The organism is Myxococcus dinghuensis, assembly GCF_024198235.1.
GTDB lineage: Bacteria > Myxococcota > Myxococcia > Myxococcales > Myxococcaceae > Myxococcus > Myxococcus dinghuensis.
The window spans coordinates 1-23,208 of the sequence record NZ_JAKCFB010000021.1; the positions used below are offsets into that span (position 1 = coordinate 1).

Sequence of the window (23,208 nt, forward strand, 5' to 3'; positions counted from 1 at the left end):
CTTGCCGGCCACGGCGGCCTGGGCCACCGTCGTGGGCGCGGTGGAGGCGGCGGCGGGCGTCGCCACGGGCTCCGGCGGGGCGACGGCGGGCGCGGGCGTGGGCTCCGCCACGACGGCGGGCGGAGGCGCGGCGGCGGTCTTCGCCGCCACGGGCGCCGGGGCCAGCTGCTCCGTCAGGTCGTGGTTGACCGAGCGCACCGCGTCCTCGGCGATCTCCACCGTCTCGTCCGTCAGCTTGCGGTCGCCGTGGGCGAGCACCACGCGGTAGGTGCCCACGCGCAGCGACAGCCGCGCGGGCGTCATGTCCACGTTCTTGCCGTCCACCTGCACCACCAGGCCCGGCGGCGTGGAGGTCACCAGCAGCAGGCCGCTGCGCGCCTCCTCGAGCACGGCCGGGTCCTCCGGCTTCTGCGCGCGCGAGGCGACCTTCGCCGCGCGGGTGCGCGGGGCCTGCCGCGCGGGTGGCTCCCGCGGGGCCTTGGCCTGCTGGGTCCGGTTGTGCTCGCGCGACTGGAGGTCGGTGGCGATGCGCAACAGCTCCACCAGGTCACCCCCCGGCGTCTTGCGCAGGCTCAGCGCCTCCGTGAACTCGCTGACGGCCTTGTCGTAGTCGCGGTCCTCCAGCGCGGCGAGGCCCGAGGCGCGGCGCGCGCGGGCCAGGCCCTCGCTCGCGTCTTCCGCGCGGGGCGTGGGGGTGGGCTCGGGCGTGGCGGGCGGGGCCACGGGCGGCGGGGCCACCGGGGCGGTGGCGACGGGCGCGGGCGGAACGGGGTCGACGGCGCGACGCTTGCGCACCACCACGTAGGCCATGGCGTTGAGCGCGAGCGTTCCGACGACGATGACGGCAATCCAGGTCTTCTGTCTCATCGAATGTTTCATCCCGTCACCCGCACCGGGGACCGCGGATGCATGAAGCCGTCGCTCAGGCGACGAAGTACCAGAACAGGGCCGTCGCCAGGGCGGCGAACCCGGCCGTCGCGACGATGGCCCAGGGGAAGGGCGGGGCGGCGGCGGCCTCCAGGGGGGCCAGCGACAGCGAACCGCTGCCGGGCACCGGGCCGCGCGCGGTGGGGGAGGTCCGCTCCTCGGGGGGCGGCGGCGCGGGCCGCGCCGAGGACGCGCCCGGCGTGCGCTCGCTGGTGATGCCGCTGGCCTGCGAGGAGCCGAAGGTGGACAGCGCGGTGGCGTGCTGGCCCGTCTTGTCCGGGGGGAACAGCGACGTCACCAGCGTGGCCAGCTCCCGGCCACCGGACGTCCAGCTCTGCGCCGCGCGGAACCGCTCCAGGTCCAGGGCCAGCTCGCGCGCGCTCTGGTAGCGCGCCTCCGGGTCCTTCTGCAGCAGCCGCAGGATGATGCGCTCCAGCTCCGGCGCGAAGCCGGGGGAGACCTCCGACGGCGGCGTCACCTGCGCCTGGGTGGCGGCGATGATGGTGGCCTCCACCGTGTCGCGCTTGAACAGCCGCCGCCCCGTGGACGCCTCGTAGAGCACGATGCCCAGCGAGAACAGGTCCGAGCGGTGGTCCAGCTCCCGGTTGGAGATCTGCTCCGGGGACATGTACGCGTACTTGCCCTTCACCACGCCGACGCTGGTGCGCTCCACGTTGACGGCGCTCTTCACGATGCCGAAGTCCGCCAGCTTGACGATGCCGTCGCGCGACACGAGCACGTTGCCCGGCGTCACGTCGCGGTGCACCAGCTTCAGCGGCGTGCCGTCCGGCAGCGTCTTCGCGTGCGCGTACGCCAGCGCGTCCGCCACCGCGATGCCCACGTCCACCGCCACCCGCTGCCCCAGGGGGAACGCCGACTTCCACGCGTGCCGCAGCACCCGGTCCAGCGACTGGCCCTGGATCCACTCCATGGCCAGGTAGTACTGGCCGTCGATCTTCCCGAAGTCGAACACCTGGACGATGTTGGGATGCGTCAGCAGCGCGGCGACCTTCGCCTCGTCCGCGAACATCCGGCTGAAGGCCTCCAGGCTGGCGTACTCCGGCAGCACCCGCTTGATGACGCAGGGCTTGGAGAAGCCATCCGGCCCGTCGATGGAGGCCAGGAAGATGTGGGCCATTCCACCCGCGGCGAGCCTTTGGAGAATCCGATATTTCCCGAAGTGTACCTCTTCCACGGGAACTGGCAGCGACGCGTCGAGCCTGTCCAACTTTCGCCTCAGGATTTAGCTGTAAGGCTTGAAAAGATACAGGCGGACCTCCTACCCCACAAGTTCGCGACCCGTGCGGGTGTCAACACATTTTGGAACTCAAGCGACCCGGTGGGGGGCGACCCCTCACCGCCGCGACTTGCGGCGCGCCTTGCGGCGGCGGGAGGGGCGGGGCGGCTCGGTGACCTCGGCGAAGCGCAGGCCGGAGACGCCCGCGTGCTCCAGGGCTTCCTTGATGCCCTCGGAGACGATGAGGCTGACGGGCCAGCCCCAGGTGCGCAGGACGCGGACGCCGGCGGCCCTGCGGGCGTCGATGCGCAGGCCCCGCACGGTGCGGTAGTGACCCACCCGCTCGGCGGGGACTTCGTCGGCGGTGTAGCGGGAGGCCTCGGCGCAGGCCGGGTCGTCGATGCAGGGGACCAGCCGGGTGGCGACGAGGACGAAGTAGGGCTCGCGCGTGCCCTCCACGTCGACGGGGAGCAGCTGCACGTCGTCGGGGGCCAGCTCGCGGAAGACGGTGGCGGCGCGCGCGTGGACGATGGGGGTGAGACCCGCGCCAGCCAGGGAGAAGTCCAGCGGCGCTCCCTCGGGGTCGGGGGTCACCTCGAGGCGGCCTCGGGGCGGGGCCACGGGGGTGCCGGAGGTGTAGAGCCAGACGGAGTCGGACTTGCGGCCATCCGGGCCCACCGGGTCGCTCAGCTCGCGCCGCGCGGGGTGGCGGAAGTCGTCGTGCAGGTCGAAGTAGCGGGTGGGGCGGGAGGCCCGCGCGGCGGCGCGGCGGGCGGCCGGCTTCGGGCGGGGCCGGTCCTCCGGGAGCTGCGGAGGAGGGAAGAGCGTCTCCCGCGCGGAGGGGACGTCGCCCCCGGCGCCCGGGATGCGCCGGGTGAGCTTCCGGAGCGCTTGGGTGAGCCGCCTGAACATCCGCCGATGTTACTTCGAGGGTCCGGGGTGGGGGCGAGCAGAACGTCCAGGCAGGCGGCTGCCCGGCGCGGAGCGGGGGAGGGCCGGCGGGTGGCCGCCCGTCCCGCTGGCGGCTACCACCCGGTGTGCAGTCCGTAGTGGCCGGCGCGGGTGTCCAGGCTGAGGAAGGAGAAGCGGCCCTCCGAGCACGTGCCGCTGTTGAGGAACAACTGGCTGCCGTGCTCCACGCGCATGCCCTGGTGGGTGTGGCCGGTGACGACGATGTCCGCGCTGCTGTCGCGCGCGCGGGCCAGGGCCCACTGCTGGAAGGTGCACCGGGCGGGGTCCGGCAGCGCGGGCATCAGGCGGGCATCCAGGGCCTGGAACATGCGGAACATCGCGCGCAGGCGCATGCGGCGCAGCCAGGCGCCGGTCCACACCGCGGCCTCGGAGAACCAGCGCGCCTTGCGGATGACCCAGTCGTGGTGGTGGCCGTGGGTGAACAGCAGCCGCACGCCGTCCGCCTCCACCACCCACTGCTCGGGCGCGCCCAGCACGGTGCCCGCCACCAGGTCGTGGTTGCCGTGGATGAAGTGGTACTGGGGCCGCTCGAAGCGCCGCACCAACTCCGGATGGGCGGCGCGGGCGGCCGCCAGCTCCTCCACCTGGTGACCGGGGGCGCGGGAGGTGAGCGTCTCGAAGATGTCCCCGAGCAGGACGATGCGCTCGAAGTTGCCCTCCAGCATGCGCAGGAAGCGAGCGAAGGCGGAGTCCTCGTGGCCGAAGTGGTCCGCCACGTCGCGTCTGCCCAGGTGCAGGTCCGATATCACCGCGATGCGCATGCCAGCTCCCTTCCCATGCGAGTGCAAGGGCGAGGCCGGGGGCGCGGCAGACGGCTCCGCGAGGCTCGCCAGGGTGGGTATGTAGCGTGCTCCTCTCTCATGTGCCCTGCGTTCTCCGAAACGGGGTCGCGCATGCCGCGCCCCGGACCTCCCGGGCGGGTGCCCGGGGCCCCGCCGACACTCGCGGTCCGTGTGGCCGGTCCGCCATGCAACCCTGCGCACGGGCGGCGCATCCGGCCACGGGGTGGGATGTCCGGAAGTCCAAAGGAGGCCGTGCCCCGGGCGGATGACGCGCGCGGTCACGTCTCATTCCAGTCACCGCGGCCCTGGCCGGAGGCGCCGGTCGGACGCGCCCGCGGCGGGGGACGGAACGGGCGCCGCCCACCACCCGCGCACGGTTCATGTTGCGTTCGTGTTGGTGTGACACTAACAATGTGTCCACTGAACACGAAGTCTGGGGGTGGACGGATGCTCATCGGGTACATGAAGGCGGCGCCGACGACGTACGTGATGCAGTTCGAGGGGGGCGGGGTGGTGCGGGAGGGGGCGGGGCTCTCGTTCTTCTACTGGAAGCCCTCGGCGACGCTGGTGAGCGTGCCGCTGTCGAGCGCGGACGCGCCCTTCGTGTTCAACGAGGTGACGCGGGACTTCCAGGCGGTGACGCTCCAGGGGCAGGTGACGTACCGGGTGTCGGACGCGCGCAAGCTGGCGGCGCTCCTGGACTTCTCGCTCTCGCCGTCCGGGCGCTACCGGTCGGACGACCCGGAGAAGCTGCCGGAGCGGCTGGTGCAGGTGGCGCAGGTGCGGGCGCGCACGGTGGTGCAGGGGCTGACGCTGCGCGAGGCGCTGGTGAGCGCGCAGGCGCTGGAGGCGCGGGTGCAGGAGGCGCTAGGGCAGGCGGAGGCGCTGCGCGCGCTGGGCGTGGAGGTGATGGCGTTCTCGCTGCTCTCCATCAAGCCCACGCCGGAGATGGCGCGGGCGCTGGAGGCGGAGGCGCGCGAGGGGCTGCAGCGCGAGGCGGACGAGGCCATCTACGCGCGGCGCAACGCGGCGGTGGAGCAGGAGCGGCGCATCAAGGAGAGCGAGCTGGCGACGGAGCTGGCCGTGCAGGAGCGCCAGCGCCAGATTCGCGAGGCGCAGATGGCGGCCGACATCGCGGTGGAGGAGCAGCGCTCGGCACTGATGGAGCGCTGGAGCCAGAACGAGAAGCAGGCCGCGGACGCGCGCGCGTACGGGCTGGAGAAGACGCTGGCGCTGGTGCGGGACATGGACTGGAAGACGCTGATGGCCACGTCCGCGGGGGGCGGGGACCCGGCGCTCAACATCGCGCTCGCCTTCCGGGAGATGGCGGAGAACGCGGAGCGCATCGGCGAGGTGAACGTGTCCCCGGACCTGCTGCACGCGCTCATGGGCCCCGGTTCGGCCACGGCCCCGGCCCCGGTTCAGGCGCTGGCCCCGGTCGCTCGCAAGCCGCGCTGAGGCCCGCGAAAGGAGGGCCACCATGTACGAGAAGATCGTCCTCGTCACCCGCCCCACGCGGCTCGCGGGGCTGGTGCAGCGGTTCAACACCAAGCGGCAGGCGAAGTTCTACGTGGAGCACGCGGGCCAGGACTTCCAGCAGTTCGAGCACGAGGACGGGGCCTACAACCGCGCGGTGGACACGCTGCGCGGCGCGCTGGACGTGGGGCTGCCGGTGCAGCAGGTGGACCGGGGGTTGGTGCCGACGTTCCTGTTCACCGGCAAGGAGGTGGTGGTCGTCGCGGGGCAGGACGGGCTGGTGGCGAACGTGGCCAAGTACGTGGGGGAGCAACCCCTGGTGGGCGTGAACCCGGACCCGGAGCGCTTCGACGGGGTGCTGCTGCCGTTCCAGGTGGCGGGGGCGCGCGCGGCGGTGCGCCGGGTGCTGGAGGGGCGGGCGCGCTGCCGCCGCGTCACGCTGGCGGAGGCGGCGCTGGAGGACGGGCAGCGGCTGCTCGCGTTCAACGACCTGTTCATCGGGGCACGGACCCACGTCTCCGCGCGCTACCTGTTGAGCCACGGGGGGCGGCGCGAGGCGCAGTCGTCCAGCGGGGTGCTGGTGTCCACGGGGGCGGGCTCCAGCGGCTGGCTGTCGTCCGTCTTCACGCTGGCCCGGAAGCTGACGGAGACGACGGGGGGCGTGCCGGGCGAGACGTGGAAGCTGGCGTGGGAGGAGCCGCGGCTGGCCTTCGTGGTGCGCGAGCCCTTCGTCAGCCGCCACTCGGGCGCGGAGCTGGTGGGGGGCTTCGTGACGTCGGACCAGGCGCTGATGGTGGAGTCGGGGATGGCGTCGGGGGGCGTCATCTTCAGCGACGGCATGGAAGAGGACTTCCTCGCTTTCGGCGCGGGGGCCCGGGTGCACGTGCGGCCGGCGCGGCAGCGGGCGGCGCTGGTCATGGCCTGAGTGGCGCGCCGCGGCGAAGCCGGTTCGGAGGAGGTCCGCCGGTTCCGCGCTATGGTTCCCGCACGGGGCCTCTTCCCGTCACGCCGGGAGACGACGCCTTCCCGGCCCTGCGCCCCGCTCGGGAGACTGCATGTCCAGGACGCTCGCGGTGATGACTTCCGGTGGGGATTCGCCGGGGATGAACACGGCGCTGCGCGCGTTGGTCCGCGTGGCGGCGGTGCGCGGCGTCCGCGTGCTGGGCGTGGAGTTCGGCTACGAGGGGCTCATGGAGGGGCGCTTCCGGGAGCTCACCCGCGTGGACGGGGAGGGCGGCCCGCTGGTGCCGGAGCCGGAGCTGGACGCGAGCGGCCACCTGGGCGGGACGATATTGGGGAGCGCCCGCAGCCAGCGCTTCCTCACCGCGGAGGGGCGCGCGGAGGCGGCGCGGCGGCTGGAGGGCCTGGCGGGGCTGGTCGTCATCGGCGGCAACGGCAGCCTGACGGGCGCGCACCTGCTGGCGCGCGAGTGCCGCACGCCCGTGGTGGGCATCCCCGCCTCCATCGACAACGACATCGGGTGCAGCGCGTCCGCCATCGGCGTGGACACCGCGCTCAACACCATCGTCGAGGCGTGCGACCGCATCTCCGACACGGCGCGCGCGCACCGCCGGGCGTTCGTGGTGGAGGTGATGGGGCGGCACTGCGGCTACCTGGCCATGGCGGCGGCCGTCTCCGCGGGCGCGGACGCGGTGCTCTTCCGCGAGCAGGGGCGCGGCGAGGCGGACATCCTCCAGGCGCTGGAGTCCCTGGTGCGGCGCAACCTGGCGGAGGGCCGGGCCAAGCGCCGGGTGCTGGTGCTGAAGGCGGAGGGCGTGGAGCTGCCCACGCAGGTGCTCGTCTCCCGGCTCCAGGAGCGCATCAAGGACATGAAGGGCGTGGAGGCGCGCGGCGTGGTGCTCGGGCACCTGGTGCGCGGCGGCGGCCCCACCCACCACGACCGGATGATTGCCGGGCGGCTCGCCTTCGGCGCCGTGGAGGCGGCGCTGGAGGGCGTCACCGACGTCATGGTGGGCTGGCAGTCCACGGTGCCCGGCGGCCAGACGACGCCGGACCCGTACGTGAAGCGCTACCCGCTGGAGCAGGTGCTCGCGGAGACGGCCGCGCTGCTGGATGGCTCGAGCCCGGTCACCCAGCGGCGCGTGAAGATGATGGAGTCCGTGCAGGGCGTGCTCGCGCTGTGACGCGAGGCGCGCCTCACTTCGCGGCGAGCGTCGTGTCCACCGGCGCGCACTTCACGTCGACGCCCTTGTAGTCGCCGTCGGCCGGCGGGGCCTTGGCCTTGTCGGGGGTGACGTCCATCAGCGCGCCCCGGAAGGTGATGGTGTACGCGCCGGGCGTCGTCGCGCCGTAGGCCTGGGAGATGTCCACTTCCCGGGTCACCGTCGCGCCGGGCTCCACCGTCACGTAGGAGTCCGCGGTGGGCGGCGCGCGCTTCACCATGGGGCCCTGGTACGGCAGCTCCACGCCGTCGCGCGACACCTCGAACATGTCGTTGAGGATGCGGCCCTCCAGCGGCGTGTTCCACGTGAGCACGTACAAGGGCTGGCTGGACGTGTTGGTGACGCTGAAGGACACCTGCACCGGTCCGCCCGCGACGAACCTCGAGGGCACCTTCATCGCGCAGGAGAGTCGTGCCGCCATGGGGGATGCCTCGTTGGTGGAGGGGGACTCGGCCGCCTCGGTCTCCTGCGGGGCCTGGGGCTCCGCCCGGGTCTCCTCCCGCTTCGAGGCGCAACCCGCGCCGGCGACGGCCATGGCCAGCAGCGCGATACGGCCCATCTGTCCGCGTGTCATGTGTGGGACTCCCGCCCTCGGCGGCGACGGGGGCGTCACGGCCCCGGGTCGCCGGAATGGTTGAGGGGCCTTCACATCACGTCGGCCGTGGCCTGTCACGGGACGCGTGGCGGGTGGGCGACCCACCGCGAGCGCGACTCAGGGCCGCGCGTAGGTCACCAGCAGCACCACGAGGGTGGCCGCATAGCCGAGCATCAACGGCCCGAGGGCGAGGATGGCGGTGTCGTAGAGGCTCTCACGCTGGTCGTTCATGACTTGCTCCGGTTCGCCGCGGAGGTGTGTTTCGCGGCACCCGGACACATGAGCAAGGCGTGGGCCAGCGTGGTTCGACGCGTGGCCCGAGGGAGGCGCCCGTCGCGCGGGCCCGCGGAGTGTCCGGACGTGGGACGAGACACGCGGGAGCGGGAACACGCGCGGGTGTGAGGGCCTGGCCCACGAACGAAAACGGGGGCGCTCGACCGCGCCCCCGCTTCGCTTCACGTCGTCGTCACGAAGGCCGCATCAGTTCTGCGCGGGCGTGTTCTCCGCGAAGTACTCGTGGCTGTCCGCGTTGTCGCGGGCGCGGGTCTGGTTGGAGCTCGTGAGGCTCTTGCAGGCGCTCTGGCCGTAGGCCCAGTCATCCGTGTCCGCCACGACGGTGAAGTGGCTCATCTCGTGGACGAGGGTGCCGCCCTTGGAGTCGGTGCCCGACATGGGCGCGCTCCAGAAGGCGTTGCACACGTAGATGCGGTACGGCTGGTTCTTGTAGACGTACGCGTACGCGCTGTCCGAGCACGCGCAGTCGACGATGACCGACTTGGTGTCGAACGCGGTCTTGATGGCGGCGTAGTGCGTCTTGATGAGGTTGACGTTCGTGGTGTTGATGGTGCCGAACCACGTGGAGAAGCGGGGACCAATCGTCCCGTTGAGGTAGGTGACCGCGCCGTTGGTCATGCTCTGGGCGGTGGTGAAGGCCGTGGTCACCGTGGCGGCCGGACGCGAGCCCGTGCAGCTCGAGGTGCTCAGCGCCTGCGCGGTGACGACGCCCGTCGAGTCCGCCACGGGGTGGACGAACGGGCGGCCCTCGATGGAGAGCGCCAGCGCGTCCGAGCGGAGCTGCGACAGGCCCTCGTGGCCGACGTCGGAGTGATGGCCGTCCGAGTCGTAGCGGATGCTGTACGCGCCCGTCACGGACAGGTCGTAGATGGCGCCGAGGTCGACGTCGTGGGAGACGCTCTCGCCCGGGGCCAGGCGCAGGAAGTCGCTGGCGACGGGGGTGGCCCACTTGTAGTGACGGCCGTTGTACTCCGCCTTCTGGCCGTTCACCGTGACGGCGAACAGGTCCTCCTTCAGGCCGTCGGCCGCCGTGTGCCACTTGAGCAGGCGCACGGTGTCCTTCGACACGTTGGTCAGCGTCACGCTCACCATCACCGCCTCGCGCGCGGCCAGCGAGGAGCGCGGCACGGAGAGGGTGACCTTCACGTCGCCGGCGATGGCGTCACGCGCCGTCTCGCCCTGCACGGGCGTTGAATCCTGCGTCTGCTCATCCGGTGCGCCACAGCCACCGAGCAGCGACACACTGACCACGGCACCCACAATCCAATTCAGACGACCACCTGAGCTGAGGCTCATGTCGGGGACTTCCTTTCGGGGGGCTACGCTTGGGGGAGTCACTACGCGGAGTGGCGACGGGCGCTCATTCGAAGAATGCGGCCCTGTCGCGTAATCCTGCTTATAGCGGCTCCCCGGTAATCCCGTCCAGGGCCCGACGCGTCATGCTTCAGGGGCGTGCGTAGGCGACCAGCATTGCCACCAGCGTGACGGCGTAGCCGAGCATCATCGGCCAGAGGGCGATGATGCCCATGTCGTAGAGGCTCTCACGCGCATTGTTTCGAATCATGAACGTGCTCCGGTGTGCGGCGAGGGATGTCTCGCCGCACCCGGACACATGAGCAAGGCATGGGCCATCCCCCACGCGCGCGAGGTTCCCTCGGGGTATCGCGGGGTTGCGGCGCGAAGAGAGATGGGGGGCGCGAGGCGCGCGCAGGATTGGCGCGCCTGGTGCTGTTCCGCGCCTGGGACGGCGGTGCGCGGACGCGGCATTTGCGTGCGCGCGGTCCGCGCCGGGTGACGTCACCGCGCGGCGGAGGCGGCCTCTTCCTGGGCGAGCTTGCGGACGAGCTCCAGGGCGCGCCGCACGTGCTCGCCCACGCGAATCTGGGACTCGAAGCTGTCGCGGACGACGCCCTTTCGGTCCACCACGAAGGTGACGCGGCCGGGGAGCATGCCGAGGAAGGACGGGGCCACGCCGAAGGCCGCGCGCGCCGTGCCCTGCTCGTCGCTCAGGAGGGTGAAGGGCAGCCGGTGCTTCGCGGCGAAGCCCTGGTGGGAGGCGGTCGAATCGCTGCTGATGCCGATGACCTCCGCGCCCGCGGCGACGAAGTCCTCGTACTGGTCCCTCAGGCCGCAGGCCTGCACGGTACAACCCGGTGAGTCGTCGCGCGGGTAGAAGTAGATGACGAGCACGTTCTTGCCCACCAGCTCGTGCAGGTGCACGAACTGGTCGTCCGAGCGCTTCAGCACGACGTCGGGCACCGAATCCCCCTGCTGCAGCGGCTTCTTCCTCGTCATGAAGTCCTTCCCACGCGTCGCCGGAGGGTGGGCCCGGCGTGCCCAGGGCAACCAGTCAAGCATGCCCCGAAGGGAGGGGCGAGCCTGCGGGCGGGCGCGGCTCTCGAGAAGCGAGAGGCGACGGTGGGGTGCATCTCCCCCACGCCGGATGCATCCAATCAGGTGTGGGGGAAGCGAGGGCGCTCCCCCGTCCGGCAGGCGACAGCCCTGGGCGCGGCCGGACCCGAAATTTCGGGCACGGGGGGCTCTGGCGTCTTACCTTTCGACACAGGACGTGAGAGCTTATCTGGGGAACAGGGCGGAAACTTTCGCCGGAGTTGCGCAACGCGACGTTCAGGCGTAGGACGCAGCTTTCCGGGGGGTTGGTCAGGAGTGAACATGGTCGGCCTCGTCGTCGCATCGCACGGGCGTCTGGCGGAGGAGCTGGTCTCCACCGCGGAACAGATCGTGGGGAAGCTCCCCGCGGTGGCAACCTGCAACATCGAGCCGGGGACTCCCGTCGAGGACCTCCGCGCGAAGATGAAGCAGGCGGTGTCCCGCGTGGATGACGGGGAGGGTGTCATCATCCTCGCCGACCTGTTCGGCGGTACGCCCTGCAAGGAGTCGCTGATGATGTGTCAGCGCATGAACCTGGAGGTGCTGGCCGGGGTGAACCTGCCCATGCTCCTCAAGGCCAACTCCCTCCGCTCCGAGTCCCTCACCCTTCCGGAGATGGCCAACCAGCTCGCCTCCTATGGTCAGCGCAACATCACCTGTGCGTCCGCCCTGCTTCGAGAGGCCCAGCAGCAGCCGCGAACTTGACGGACCGACGCGGGTCGGCGATTCGAGACTGCTGTGATCACCCTGGTCCGCGTCGACAACCGCCTCATCCACGGCCAGGTCGTCGAGGCCTGGCTGCCCTTCCTCAAGGTCGCCCGCGTCGTCGTCGCGGATGACGAGGCGGCGTCCAGCCCCCTCATCCGCGCGGCCATGGCGCTGGCGGTGCAGAGCGCCATCGAGGTGCAGATCCTCCCCCTGTCGCAGGTGGACTTCGCGGCCCTGTCGAAGGACGGGGTGCGCACGCTGGTGCTGCTGCGGGACGTGGCGTCCGTGCCCTTCGCGTACGCGCACGGGCTGAGCCTGGGGGAGCTGAACCTGGGCAACGTGCACTTCGGCACCGGGCGGCGGCAGGTGTCGCCGTCCGTGTTCCTGGCGGAGGCGGAGCTGAAGACGCTCCAGCAGATGGCGGAGCAGGGCGTGCGCGTGGAAGCGCGCGCGGTGCCCGCGGAGAAGCCGGTGGAGCTGCCGGACCTGACCGAGCGGTGGACGAAGGCCGGGTGAGCGCGTGAGCGTCGTCTGGGTCCAGGTGGCGCTCGCGGGAGTGTGGGGCGGACTGGTGGCCGTCGAACGCAAGGCGTTCCTCCAGGCCATGATGTCGCGCCCCCTGGTCGCGTCCTCGGTGATGGGCCTGTTGCTCAACGACGTGCCTTCCGGGCTGGCCGTGGGCCTGCTCCTGGAGCTGTTCTTCCTGGGCACGGCGAACCTGGGCGCGGCGCTGCCGGAGAACGACACGCTGGCGGCCACCGCGACGAGCGCCGCGGCCGCGACGATGACGGCGGCGTCCGGCGCGGGCTCCACGCCCGCCATCTGGTCGCTGGCGGTGCTGCTCTTCATCGGCATGGGCCGGGTGGGGCGGCGGGCGGACCGGCTGCTGGAGGGCTACACGGCGCGGCTGGCCCGCGTGGCGCTGGCCTCCGCGGAGGCCGGCAACCTGACGCGCGCCATGCGGCAGAACCTGTGGGGCATGTGGCCGCACTTCGCGCTGTACGGCGTGCTGACGGCGCTGTGCGCGCTGGCGGGCTTCTTCGTGGAGCCGGTGCTGCAGCGGCTGCCCCACCTGCTGGTGCGCGGGCTGGCGTGGGCGTGGCCGGCCATGGCGTCCGTGGCGGCGGCCATCGCGGCGCAGGGCAGCCACGCGCGCCGCGCCCCGCTCTACGCGGCGTTGGGCGCCGCGGCGGTGACGGTGGCCATCGTCCTCTCGCTGCTCCTGGAGCGGCCATGAGCGCGGCGGAGACGGCCCTCCCGCGGAGCGTGCTGCTGCGCGTCTTCCTGCGCTCGCTGTTCCTGCAGGCGTCGTGGAACCCCCAGGGCATGCAGAACCTGGGGCTGGCCTACGCGGTGTTCCCCGCGCTGGAGCGGCTGTACGCGGCGGGCCCGGCGCGCGAGGAGGCGGTGCGCCGGCACCTCGTGTTCTTCAACACCCACCCGTACGTGGCGGCGGCCATCGTCGGGGGCGTGGTCTTCCACGAGGAGCGCATCGCCCGGGGCGAGGAGGCCCCGGACCGGGTGGTGGCCTTCAAGGCGGCGCTGATGGGGCCCCTGGCGGCGCTGGGGGACGGCTTCTTCTGGCTGTCGCTCAAGCCCGCGGCGGGCGCGGTGGGGGCGGCGCTGGTGCCGCTGTTGGGGCTGTGGGCGGTGCCCGCCTTCCTGGTGCTGTACAACCTGGTGCACGTGCTGCTCCGGGTGCGGTTGTACTGGCTGGGGCTCACCCTGGGGGACCGGCTGGTGGAGGCGGTGGCGCGGGCCAACCTGCCCGCGCGGGGCGCCCGGCTGCGCACGGTGGCGGCGGTGTGCGCGGGGGGCCTGGCGGCGTGGCTGGCGGTGTCGTTCGGGGCCAACGCGGGGGGGGCGCACGCGCCCCTGCTGGCGGCGGGGTGCCTGGCCCTGGGGGTTGCATCCTACGTGCTGGTCAGCCGTCGGGTGCCCAACTACGTGGTGCTCTACCTCGCGGCGCTCCTGGCCTGCGTGGCGGGGGCCTTCCTTTAGAGACGAGAGGTAGGAGTCGCGATGGCAACCGAGGCGAAGGGAACATACGAGATCATCAACGAGCTGGGGCTGCATGCCCGGGCGGCGGCGCAGATGGTCAAGGTGGCCAACCGCTTCAAGAGCGACGTCCTCATCGAGGCGCAGGGACAGCGCGCCAACGCCAAGTCCATCATGGGGGTGCTGATGCTGGCGGCGGCCCAGGGGGTGCAGGTGACGCTGACGTGTAAGGGGGACGACGCCGAGGCGTGTCTCCAGGAGTTGGCAAAGCTCATCGCCGACCGTTTTGGCGAGTCGAAGTGACAGGTGAAGATGCAAACGCGGTAGGTCCGGGAGGGAAGAACCGAACGTGAGCAGCCAGGCCACCCCCACACTGAGGTTGATGGGCATCGGCGCGTCACCTGGCGTGGCGGTCGGCCACGCCTTCATCCTGGACAGGAAGCGCATCCGCACGCCCAAGCTGCGGCTGGCCGAGGCGGAGGTCGAGCCCGAGCGCATGCGGATGAAGACGGCCGTGGACCTGTCCGACCGTCAGCTCGCCGAGCTCAAGGAACAAATCACGCGCACCGAGGGCAGCGACCACGCGCTCATCCTGGAGGCGCACCGGTTGATGCTCCACGACCCCATGCTGGTGGACGCGGTCAACCAGCTCATCGTGGAGGACCGCATCAACGCCGAGTGGGCGGTCCGCCGCGTCGCGCGGAAGATCAAGCACCTCTTCGACAACATCCCCGACGAGTACTTCCGCGAGCGGCGCTCGGACGTGGACTACGTCGCGGACCGCATCATCCGCAACCTCATGGGGCAGGTGGTGGACGAGGAGGTGGAGGTCCCCGCGGAGGCCATCGTCGTGGCGCACGACCTGCCCCCGGCGGACGCGGCGCTCATGGCCCGCAGCGGCCGGGTGGCGGGCTTCGTGACGGACCTGGGCGGGCAGACGAGCCACACGGCCATCGTCGCGCGGGCGCGCGAGACGCCCGCCGTGGTGGGCGCGGGCCGGGCCAGCGAGCAGATCTCCCCGGGCGACCTGGTGGCCATGGACGGCACCCGGGGCATCATCCTGGTGAACCCCACGGACGAGCAGTTGGAGAGCTTCCGCGAGGAGCAGCGCCGGCACCAGGAGGCCGAGCAGCTCGCGCTGGCCACCAAGGACCTGACGGCGGTGAGCACGGACGGCTTCCGCATCCGGCTCAACGGCAACATGGAGTTCCTGGAGGAGATTCCGTCGCTCCTGGCGCACGGCGCGGAGGGCATCGGCCTGTACCGCACCGAGTTCATGTTCCTGGACCGGAAGACGGCGCCCACGGAGGAGGAGCACTACCGCGCCTACCGGCAGGTGCTGGAGGCCATGGGCGGGCGCCCCGTCACCATCCGCACGTTGGACCTGGGCGGCGACAAGGTGCCGGGCAAGACGAAGCACGAGAAGGAGCCCAACCCGGCGATGGGCCTGCGGGCCATCCGCTACTGCCTGTCCAACCGGGAGCTGTTCCGCACGCAGCTGCGGGCGCTGCTGCGCGCCAGCGTGCACGGCAACCTGCGGCTGATGTTCCCCCTCATCTGCGGGGTGAGCGAGCTGCGCGAGGCCCGCAGCGAGCTGGAGGCGTGCCGCACGGAGCTGGGGCGCGCGGGCGTGCCCGTGGGCAAGCGCTTCCCGGTGGGCATCATGGTGGAGACGCCCAGCGCGGCGATGATCGCCGACCGGCTGGCGCAGGAGGCGGACTTCTTCTCCGTCGGCACCAACGACCTCATCCAGTACTCGCTGGCCATCGACCGCCAGAACCGCGAGGTGGCCTACCTCTACCGGCCGCTGCACCTGTCGGTGCTGCGCATGCTGGAGAGCATCGTGGGGGCGGCCAAGGCCGCCAACATCCCCGTGTCCATGTGCGGGGAGATGGCGGGAGATCCGCTCTACACGCTGGTGCTGCTGGCGCTCGGCTTCGACGAGCTGTCGATGACGTCCGGGCAGATTCCGGCCGTCAAGCGCTTCATCCGGCGGGTGCGCCGCGCGGACGCGGCGGAGCTCCTGAAGGACGCGATGGAGCTGACGACGGCGGAGGAGATCGAACGCTTCGTGCGCACGGAGATGGACCGGCGCTTCCTCGAGACGCCGGAGCAGGGGGGCTCCGCGGAGGACGCTCCCCTGTCGACGCCGCCCTCCGGCCGCACCACGGGCTGAAGGGCGCGCACCCCGCCCGCCGGGAGGACTTCCGGCGGGTGCCTGCTCGCCGGCCCGCCATCCAGCGGGCCTCCCTGGAGCCGGCGCGGGGCGCCATGGCCAGCTTTCAGGTCCGGGCTGCGTCGAGCCCGACCTGGGAGGAGGGCATGTTCAATCCAGCGGACATCCGGAAGGGCATGGTCGCGAGGGACCGGGACGGAGAGAACCTGGGCCTCATCACCCGCGTGGACGCCGGGGGCTTCTTCGTCGAGAAGGGCGCCTTCTTCGTCCGGGAGTGCCGGCTGGCGTTCTCGGACGTGACGGACATCGACGGGGAAGACGTCTACCTGCGCGAGGACCTGGCCCGCCTGCCCTCCGTACGGCCGGAGGTGCGGGAGGCGCGCGGGGACCTGTCCGAGCGGGCCCCCGTCGCCCTGGGGCATGACCTGACGGGCGCCCTGGGCGTCCTGCCGGCCGACGACGGGGCCGCGCCCCGGCATTGAGCGCGACGTCCTCTGCCGCTCCAGTCCGCGCTCAGCCGTCCAACTCGTCCGCGTTACGGGAGACGGGCCCCTGCCCCTGTCCATCCAGGTGCAGCCCCTTGCGGACGCGGTAGCGGTGGATGGCGCGCTCCACGGGGCGCAGCCCCAGGAGCGCGAGCAGGGCGATGGCGACCGTGATGGCCGCCGTCAAGGCGAAGCCGAGCCCCGACGAGAGGCCCACGGACGCGGTGAGCCACAGGTTCGCGGCCGTCGTCAGCCCCTTCACCTGTCCCCGGTCCCGCATGATGGCGCCGGCGCCGAGGAAGCCGATGCCCACCACCACCTGGCTGGCGATGCGGCTGACGTCCGCCTGGGCCCCGTGGGGCGGCCGGCCCTCCAGCGAGAACTCCACCATCACGCTGCACAACGTGAACAGGCACGCCCCCAGCGACACGAGGATGTGCGTGCGCAGCCCGGCGGCCTGGCCGCGCAGCTCCCGCTCCAGGCCCAGCACCGCGCCCAGGAGCGTCGCGAGCCCCAGCCGCATGACGATGTCGATCTCGTCCACGGCCGGGGACGCTACTACTCGCCCAGCTCGATCTTCTCGTCCTTGTCCGCTTCGGTCAGCTCGGGGTTGGGCAACGTGTTCAGTACCGCGCCCAGCAGCTTCGCGGTGGGCACGACGTACGGCGCCACGCCCTCGCCCAGCTCCTGGCTGTACTGCGTCACCCGCTGCGCGTAGTCCTCGTCCTTGGAGCCCCAGCTCCCCGCCGCCTCCGCCGACCAGACCTCCTCGCCGTCACGGCAGCGCACCAACTGCGCCTTCACCGCCGCGTCCGCGCCGCCGCCCACCAGCTCGAGCGTCGGGTCCAGCCACAGCACGCCCTCCACGCCCTCCACGCACTGGGCCCGGAAGGTCAGGTCCTCGGGGCGGCCGTCCTGCGCGACGTTGTCCTTCACGATGAAGTCGCGGTTCTGGTTCACCCACTGGCGGGCGATGAGGCTCCACAGGTCGCCCACCGGGCGCTTGCCGTCCGGCAGCGGCTGCGTCACCACCACCAGCCGCTTCACCTGCTGGCGGTCCACCTGCGCGTAGTCGTCCCGGACGCGGTGGTGCTTCACCGCGGAGCAGCCCGCCAACAGCCCCAGCCCGAGCAGGGGCGCCCATCGCATCGTCGTCATGTCCCTCTCCCGGCTCCCTCCGGAGGATGGAGGGAGCCTCGTCACTCGAATCAGGCGGCGCGCGTCGAGTCGCCCTCGCCCGCGGGCGCCTGCGGGAGGCCTCCCTCGGGGGTCGACTCGCGGCTGCGCCGGTCATGCATCAGCTGCATCACCGCGGCCAGCACCGTGAAGGACACCACCAGCGTGGTGATGAGGCCGATGCAGGCCACCATGCCCATGGAGCGCAGCCCGTTGTGGGCCGCGGCCAGCAGCGCCGCGAAGCCCGCCACCGCCGTCAGCGTGGAGGACGCGACCGCCGCGCCCACGCTGCGCAGCGCCACCAGCGGTGACGTGCCTTCCAGGAAGCGGTGCAACAAGTACAGGCCGTGGCTCACCCCGAAGCCCAGGAGGATGGGCAGGATGATGATGTTCATGAAGTTCAGCCGCAGGCCCGTCAGCGACATGATGCCCAGCATCATCGCCACGCCCACGCCCAGCGGAATCACCGACGCCAGCGCCAGCTTCACGTTGCGGAAGTCCAGGAAGTGCATCGCGAGGATCCACAGCGCGGTGAGCACCACGGTGACCTTGCCGTCCCACAACACGATGCGCGCCAGCTTGGCGTAGAGCTGCGTGGCGCCCGCGGCGCGGAACTCCTTCTGCGCGGTGGGCGTGGCCGGGTCGAAGTCGTTCTTGTCGTAGCGGCCCGGGTAGTACGTGACGGGGATGTCGCGCGTCTCGTCCGCGAACTGCATCATCTTCTGGCCGTCGAACAGGTCCACGCTCGAGTAGATGAACGTGAGGTAGCCCTTGTTCTGCGCGGTGGGCAGGTTCTCGAACTGGCTCTTGTAGTTGGCGGGCACGCCGTGCACGTCGAAGGGCTTGGCGTCCAACACCTTCATGAAGAACTCCGCCTTCTCCTGCATCTCCGGCGGCAGCGCGGCGATGGAGAAGCCCCGCGCCTCCAGGTTCTTCATCTCCTCCTTCCACTGGATGAGCACCTTCTCGTTGGCCTGGGCGGTCTGCGCCGGGGGCACGAAGGTGAAGATGCTCACCACCTGGTCGATGGAGGGGTACTTGTGCGCGTTCTGCGTCAGCTCGCGGTACACGCCCTCGGCCTCGTCCAGGTCCCGGGTGTAGACGGCCATGGGGTCGCTGGAGATGTTGAAGCGGACGTTGATCTCATCCTGGAGGAGCACGGAGGACATGCCGTCCGGGATGAGCGCGCGGGTGTTGTAGTTGAAGCCCACGCCGTGCTTCACGCGGTCGAGGAAGCCCAGCTTGCCCTCGGGGGGCTCGCCGGTGCCGGCCCACGGCACCGCGGCGGCGCAGATGAGCGCGACGATGGCGGTGCTCACGCCCAGCACCAGGCCGGGGCGGGGGATGCGCAGCTCCTGGCCCTGGGCGGAGTTGACCGGCGGCGGCTTCATCTCGCCGATGAGCTTCTTGGGCCACTCGGGGTTGATGCGGCCCACCAGCGCCAGCAGCGACGCGCTCCACAGGAACAACGTGAAGCCGAGGATGAGCGTGCCGCAGCCCGCGAGGAAGCCGAACTGGCTGAAGCCGCGGAACTCGCTGACCATCAGCACGAAGAACGAACCACCCGTCACCACCGCGGACACCAGCGCCGGCCGGCCCGCGTTGACGAAGGCGTCGCGGATGGCCACGTCGTACGGCTTGCCCGCGCCCAGCTCCAGCCGGGTGCGGAAGGTGAAGTGGATGCCGTAGTCGATGCCGAACCCCATCAGGATGCCGCCCAGGATGGACGTGATCATGTTGAGTTCGCCGATCGTCACGTACGTGAAGCCCAGCGTGTACAGCGTGCCGATCACCGTGCCGCTGACGACGATGAAGGTCGGCGCCAGCTTGCGGAAGAAGACGATGGTGATGCCGAAGATGGAGAGCAGCGCGATGATGGTCACCGGCTGCAGCGACTCCTCGATGGCGAACGAGTCGTCCACCGTCGTCTTGTACGAGCCGGTGTAGCCGTAGGCGATGGTCTGCCCGTCGCCCATCTTCTGGTAGTCCTCGACCAGCTTCGCGTTGCCCGGCTTCGCGGAGTACGCCGCCAGGTCACCGTTGAGCTTGTCCAGGTACTCCTTCGTCTTGCCGATCTCCGTCGTGTCCCACATCGGCTTGATGAGGATGAGCAACATCTTCTTGTCGTTGGAGATGTTGTAGTCGTCCCGGATGCTCTTCTTGCCGACGGAGGAGTACTTGTCGACCAGGTCCTGGAGGTTCAGCTCCACGGGCTTGGTGGCGCCCATGTCGATGTAGAAGGGGTTGCTGCGGCGCAGCTTGTCCTCGAGGAAGGCCATGATGCGGCGCTTGCCCTCGACCAGGTCCTCCGTCTTCACGAAGAGGACCATGTTCTGCTGGATGAACTCGACCGGCAGCTTGTAGGAGACGGTGCGGACGTTCTCCTTGTCGGCCTGGAGCATGCCGGCGATGTCGTCCGCGGTCTTCTTCATCGCGGCCTCGTCGGACGAGCGCATCGCGAGCATGAGGAAGCCGCTGCCTCCCACCATGTCGATGACCTGCTTGACGTCCTTCACCTCCTGGAGGTCCTGGGAGATGAGGTCCAGCTGGTTCGAGTTGATGCGCAGCTGCAGCGTCGCCCAGGTCGACAGGGCGAGCAGCGTCAACATCACGACCAGGATGGTGCCCGGCTTGCGGACCAACAGCTCCGCGAAGGCGTAGGCGAGGCGGGAATGGGAGTTCGGGTTGCGAGAGGCGCCACTCATGCGGCGGGGACCCTACCGGCAAACGCGCTCCCCCGGAAGCGCGGCCCGGCCGCTCGGCTGGTTTCCTGGTCGAGGCCCCTCCTCCACGCGGGCGCCGGGAAGCATTGACACCCCCGTGACAGCGTGGCTGGAACGCCCCTCGCCGGGCCTCAGGGCGGCTCGTGGGTGGGGACGCTCGCGGGGTGCGGGGGGGCGGCCGGGGGGGCGTCCCGGGGCGGCAGGAGGAAGGAGCGGGGGGCGCTCAGGAAGCGGGCCGCCACGGCCCGCAGGAAGGGCAGGGCCTCCCCGGAGGGCACGTCGCGTGCGCGGGCCGCGACGCCCAGGGCCAGCGAGAAGGAGACGGTGAAGTTGAGCAGCCCCGTCAGGGCCACGCCCCCCAGGGCCGCCAGGAACTCCGGTCGCAGCACCCCGTCCGCACCCAGCGTCCAGCCGGCCATGGCCAACTGGCCCAGCGCGAAGGTGACGTGGCGCACGTCCAGGGGCAGGCCGATGAAGCGCCCCAGCACCGACACCAGCCCGAGCAGGAAGCCCAGCGTCACGTTCGCGCCCAGGCCGGACGCCGCGTGCAGCAGCCCCTGGGCGAGCCTGCGCGCGCCCGCGTCGCCCAGGACGTGACGCAGGGCGCGGTGGTGGGCCAGGGCCTCCGGCAGCCGGCGGTAGACGACGAAGTTCTCCAGCCAGCCCCCGGCCACGCTGGACGCCCACAGCAGCACGCCCGTGAGGGCCGCGTACGCCGCGGTGGGGCTCCTCCACGGGTGGAGCGAGGCCACCGTGGATTGCGCCTTGGCCTCGGACAGGAAGGCGTGGTCGGTCAGGGCCTGCCACCCCAGGGCGATGAGCACCACGGCGGGGGCCACGCAGCCCAGGTTGCCGGCGAAGGCGGCCAACTGCGAGCGGGTGATGCGGGGGATGAGCTCCACCAGGCTCGACAGGCGCTCGCCCCGGGCGCCCTCGCTCACCGCGCCGGCCAGCGTGGCCGCCGTCACGGAGGGCTGCTTGGTGGCGAGCGTGAAGCCGAAGGCCTGGATGAGGACGAAGGCGACCGCGTAGTTGAGGCCCGTGGCCAGCCACGCGAAGAACGGCGCGAGCGCCACCGCGGCGATGGCGAACTTGAGCGTCACCGCGACCGCCGTCACCAGCCCGCCGCCCGCCGCCGACTCCACCATGCGGTGGAACTCCGCGGCGGTGGTGGTGATGTAGTGCTCGCCGGAGTGACCGGCGCGTTCGATGATCTTCCGCGCGAGCATCCGCACGTTGCGCCGCACCAGCTCCAGCACGGAGCGGTCCGCGTGCGCGCGGCGCAGGAGGTCCGACAGGAGCGCGAGCGCCTCCCGCCAGCGCGGCTCGCCCCGGGGCGCGCCCAGCACGCGGCAGATGGCCTCGATGCGCTCCAGGCCCCGGCGGATGCGCTCCAGCCGGTAGACCAGGTCCACGCTGACGCCCGCGGACTCCAGGTGCTGCGACACGCTCGCCACCACGCGCCGGCAGTCGCCCACGCACGTGCCCACGTCGCGCAGCGTGTCCGGCGCCGCGTCGCGCGCCAGCACGGCGTCGCACGTGAGGCGCAGGCGCAGGAAGGGCGAGGCCCGGAAGGACGTCTCCGGGTCGCGGTCCCGCACGTCCTCCGTCAGGCCCAGGGCGGCGGTCTGCACCGCCAGGAGCAGCAGCGCGTCGAGCAGGTCCGCCCGCACGCGCGTGGCCGGGAGGACGGCCGGGGGACGTGGCTCGCCGACGAGCTGCGCCAGCTTCGCCAGCAGCGCGGGTGACAGCGCGGCCAGCCACGCCGCGTCCTCCTGCGAGGGGAACAGACGCGGCAGCAGCTCCGACAGCTTCGTGGGCTCCGGCGGGGCGGGCAGCAGCGCGCGGGCCAGCCGGTCGGAGGCCTCCGACAGGAAGCCCTGGCCCGCGGGGAGGCCCACCTGGGAGAACAACTTCAGGCCCCGGCTGCCGTCGCACACGGCGGAGACCAGGTGGGTGAGGCCGGCGCGCAGCGCGGGCTCTCCCTCGAGCACGCGGACCATCAGCGCCAGGCGCGAGTCGGGGGCGGAGGTGCCGGCCTCCCCGGCGTCGTCCCCCAGGCCGTGGGCGGGGATGCGCTCGCGCAGCCACTCCACCCAGCGCTCCACCCAGTCCAGCCGCGCCTCGAGGCCTTCCTCGGGGAGGTCGCGCAGCAGCCGGTACAGGTCCCTCACGGCGGGGTGGCCCGGCGCGCGCGGCGCGTACTGCACGCAGAAGGCGTCCACCTCCCTCTCGGAGGGCCCATGGTGGACGCGCGAGGGCGTGGGCTGGGCGGCGGGGAGGGGGACGGTCATTCGGCCAGGACTGCGGGGGAGGGGCGAGCCTACGCCAGGCATCGCCCCCTCGGAACCCCTCCGACGGCCGCTGGCCCGGTGGCCTGGCCGGCGGAGGCGGGTGCGGCGACTACTTCTTCGCCAGCTCCTGGCGCATGCGGCCCAGCAGCAGGTCCCAGCCGCCCTGCTGGAGCAGCGGCTGCACCTGCGTGTCGCGGATGTCCTGGAGCATGGAGGAGCCGAGCACCGTCACGTCCACCACCTTCCACGAGGTGGCGTCCTTCACCAGGCGGTACTTCAGCTTCATCTCCTGCGTCTTCAGCGGGTGCTTGATGAAGACGGTGGAGTCCACCGTGGCGTCGCCGCCCGTCACCTGGGCGGGCTCGTAGGTGATGGAGTCCAGGTTCTTGAAGTTCTCCCGCACGCGGGGGAAGGCGATCTTCGCGAACAGGCCGTGGAAGAGGGTGACGAACTCCTTGCGCTGCTCGTCGGTACCCTTCGCCCAGGACTCACCCAGGAGGAACTTGCCCTGCTCCTCGCCGCCGAAGAGCTTGAGCGCGGCGGCGTCCCGCTCGTAGCGCACGGACTGCACCACCGTCTTCACCGGCTTGGCGACCGCGTCCTCCTTCGGTGCCGCGGCGAGCGCGGGGACGGCGAGGGAGAGGGCGGCCAGGAAGGAGAGGGTACGGAAGCGGGCGTTCATGTCGGGCGGTTCTCCAGAGGGAATGCTCGGCGTTCTGTTAGCCCAGGAGAACGCCCCCTGCCTCGCGAAATTCACGGGCGGGTGACGAGGCGCTCCTCCGTGGCCCGCC

General features: G+C 71.6%; 22 protein-coding genes. 10 read left to right on the plus strand and 12 right to left on the minus strand.

Features of this window, described 5'->3' with window-relative positions; translation table 11 throughout:
• The 4 genes from LZ198_RS25285 to LZ198_RS25300 form a co-directional block, all read right to left on the minus strand.
• The coding region (locus tag LZ198_RS25285; protein ID WP_253974610.1) for a PEGA domain-containing protein at positions 1–867 on the minus strand (867 nt) is incomplete at its 3' end.
• Between the two features lie 55 nt (positions 868–922).
• Entirely contained in the window at positions 923–2,065 is a 1,143-nt protein-coding gene (locus tag LZ198_RS25290; RefSeq protein WP_253974611.1) for a serine/threonine-protein kinase, read from the minus strand.
• A 216-nt stretch (positions 2,066–2,281) separates the two neighbouring features.
• Positions 2,282–3,076: an imm11 family protein gene (locus tag LZ198_RS25295; RefSeq protein WP_253974612.1), complete on the minus strand. Its 795-nt coding sequence runs from the start codon at positions 3,074–3,076 to the stop codon at positions 2,282–2,284.
• Positions 3,077–3,189: 113 nt separating this feature from the next.
• A complete protein-coding gene (locus LZ198_RS25300; protein ID WP_253974613.1) occupies positions 3,190–3,897 on the minus strand; it encodes a metallophosphoesterase family protein in 708 nt (235 codons plus the stop codon).
• A gap of 468 nt (positions 3,898–4,365) precedes the next feature.
• Between LZ198_RS25300 and LZ198_RS25305 the strand changes: the two genes are divergently transcribed.
• The 3 genes from LZ198_RS25305 to LZ198_RS25315 all read left to right on the plus strand — a co-directional run bounded on the left by LZ198_RS25305 (position 4,366) and on the right by LZ198_RS25315 (position 7,538).
• Positions 4,366–5,376, plus strand: coding sequence for an SPFH domain-containing protein (locus tag LZ198_RS25305; protein ID WP_253974614.1), 1,011 nt, complete (start codon positions 4,366–4,368; stop codon positions 5,374–5,376).
• A gap of 22 nt (positions 5,377–5,398) precedes the next feature.
• Positions 5,399–6,319: a diacylglycerol kinase catalytic domain-containing protein gene (locus LZ198_RS25310; RefSeq protein WP_253974615.1), complete on the plus strand. Its 921-nt coding sequence runs from the start codon at positions 5,399–5,401 to the stop codon at positions 6,317–6,319.
• A 130-nt stretch (positions 6,320–6,449) separates the two neighbouring features.
• A complete protein-coding gene (locus tag LZ198_RS25315; protein WP_253974616.1) occupies positions 6,450–7,538 on the plus strand; it encodes a 6-phosphofructokinase in 1,089 nt (362 codons plus the stop codon).
• A gap of 13 nt (positions 7,539–7,551) precedes the next feature.
• On the opposite strand, the gene LZ198_RS25320 is transcribed toward LZ198_RS25315, so the two are convergent.
• The 3 genes from LZ198_RS25320 to LZ198_RS25330 all read right to left on the minus strand — a co-directional run bounded on the left by LZ198_RS25320 (position 7,552) and on the right by LZ198_RS25330 (position 10,761).
• Positions 7,552–8,151 carry a protease gene (locus LZ198_RS25320; RefSeq protein WP_253974617.1) on the minus strand — a complete coding sequence of 200 codons (600 nt, stop codon included), beginning with the start codon at positions 8,149–8,151 and terminating at the stop codon, positions 7,552–7,554.
• A 501-nt stretch (positions 8,152–8,652) separates the two neighbouring features.
• Positions 8,653–9,717, minus strand: coding sequence for a M35 family metallo-endopeptidase (locus tag LZ198_RS25325; RefSeq protein ID WP_323382870.1), 1,065 nt, complete (start codon positions 9,715–9,717; stop codon positions 8,653–8,655).
• Positions 9,718–10,263: 546 nt separating this feature from the next.
• On the minus strand, positions 10,264–10,761 hold the full coding sequence (locus LZ198_RS25330) for a peroxiredoxin (RefSeq protein WP_253974619.1): 498 nt from the start codon (positions 10,759–10,761) through the stop codon (positions 10,264–10,266).
• A gap of 378 nt (positions 10,762–11,139) precedes the next feature.
• Here LZ198_RS25330 and LZ198_RS25335 point away from each other — a divergent pair, with 378 nt between their 5' ends.
• From LZ198_RS25335 to LZ198_RS25365, 7 genes are all read left to right on the plus strand, one after another.
• The gene (locus LZ198_RS25335) at positions 11,140–11,562 is read left to right on the plus strand and encodes a PTS sugar transporter subunit IIA (protein WP_253974620.1); all 423 of its coding nucleotides are present in this window, start codon (positions 11,140–11,142) and stop codon (positions 11,560–11,562) included.
• A gap of 33 nt (positions 11,563–11,595) precedes the next feature.
• Positions 11,596–12,081 (plus strand): PTS sugar transporter subunit IIB, encoded by a 486-nt coding sequence (locus LZ198_RS25340; protein ID WP_253974621.1) that lies wholly within the window; start codon positions 11,596–11,598, stop codon positions 12,079–12,081.
• 4 nt (positions 12,082–12,085) lie between these two features.
• A complete protein-coding gene (locus tag LZ198_RS25345) occupies positions 12,086–12,802 on the plus strand; it encodes a PTS sugar transporter subunit IIC (protein WP_253974622.1) in 717 nt (238 codons plus the stop codon).
• Positions 12,799–13,566: a PTS system mannose/fructose/sorbose family transporter subunit IID gene (locus LZ198_RS25350; RefSeq protein WP_253974623.1), complete on the plus strand. Its 768-nt coding sequence runs from the start codon at positions 12,799–12,801 to the stop codon at positions 13,564–13,566. The genes LZ198_RS25345 and LZ198_RS25350 overlap by 4 nt, the downstream gene beginning before the upstream one ends.
• A 21-nt stretch (positions 13,567–13,587) precedes the next feature.
• On the plus strand, positions 13,588–13,866 hold the full coding sequence (locus tag LZ198_RS25355; protein WP_234072202.1) for an HPr family phosphocarrier protein: 279 nt from the start codon (positions 13,588–13,590) through the stop codon (positions 13,864–13,866).
• 46 nt (positions 13,867–13,912) lie between these two features.
• The gene (gene ptsP, locus LZ198_RS25360; RefSeq protein WP_253974624.1) at positions 13,913–15,739 is read left to right on the plus strand and encodes a phosphoenolpyruvate--protein phosphotransferase; all 1,827 of its coding nucleotides are present in this window, start codon (positions 13,913–13,915) and stop codon (positions 15,737–15,739) included.
• Between the two features lie 146 nt (positions 15,740–15,885).
• Positions 15,886–16,221 carry a hypothetical protein gene (locus LZ198_RS25365; protein ID WP_253974625.1) on the plus strand — a complete coding sequence of 112 codons (336 nt, stop codon included), beginning with the start codon at positions 15,886–15,888 and terminating at the stop codon, positions 16,219–16,221.
• A gap of 31 nt (positions 16,222–16,252) precedes the next feature.
• On the opposite strand, the gene LZ198_RS25370 is transcribed toward LZ198_RS25365, so the two are convergent.
• The 5 genes from LZ198_RS25370 to LZ198_RS25390 all read right to left on the minus strand — a co-directional run bounded on the left by LZ198_RS25370 (position 16,253) and on the right by LZ198_RS25390 (position 23,099).
• The gene (locus LZ198_RS25370; RefSeq protein WP_253974626.1) at positions 16,253–16,768 is read right to left on the minus strand and encodes an MgtC/SapB family protein; all 516 of its coding nucleotides are present in this window, start codon (positions 16,766–16,768) and stop codon (positions 16,253–16,255) included.
• A 14-nt stretch (positions 16,769–16,782) separates the two neighbouring features.
• Positions 16,783–17,382 (minus strand): MXAN_6521/LA_1396 family lipoprotein, encoded by a 600-nt coding sequence (locus LZ198_RS25375; protein ID WP_253974627.1) that lies wholly within the window; start codon positions 17,380–17,382, stop codon positions 16,783–16,785.
• 50 nt (positions 17,383–17,432) lie between these two features.
• Positions 17,433–20,105, minus strand: coding sequence for an efflux RND transporter permease subunit (locus LZ198_RS25380; RefSeq protein ID WP_253974628.1), 2,673 nt, complete (start codon positions 20,103–20,105; stop codon positions 17,433–17,435).
• Between the two features lie 149 nt (positions 20,106–20,254).
• Positions 20,255–22,417, minus strand: a complete 2,163-nt coding sequence (locus LZ198_RS25385) for a site-specific recombinase (protein WP_253974629.1) — start codon at positions 22,415–22,417, stop codon at positions 20,255–20,257.
• A gap of 109 nt (positions 22,418–22,526) precedes the next feature.
• Complete coding sequence (locus LZ198_RS25390) at positions 22,527–23,099, minus strand: Tgt2/MlaC family protein (RefSeq protein WP_253974630.1); 573 nt, start codon at positions 23,097–23,099, stop codon at positions 22,527–22,529.
• Between the last annotated feature and the right edge of the window lie 109 nt (positions 23,100–23,208).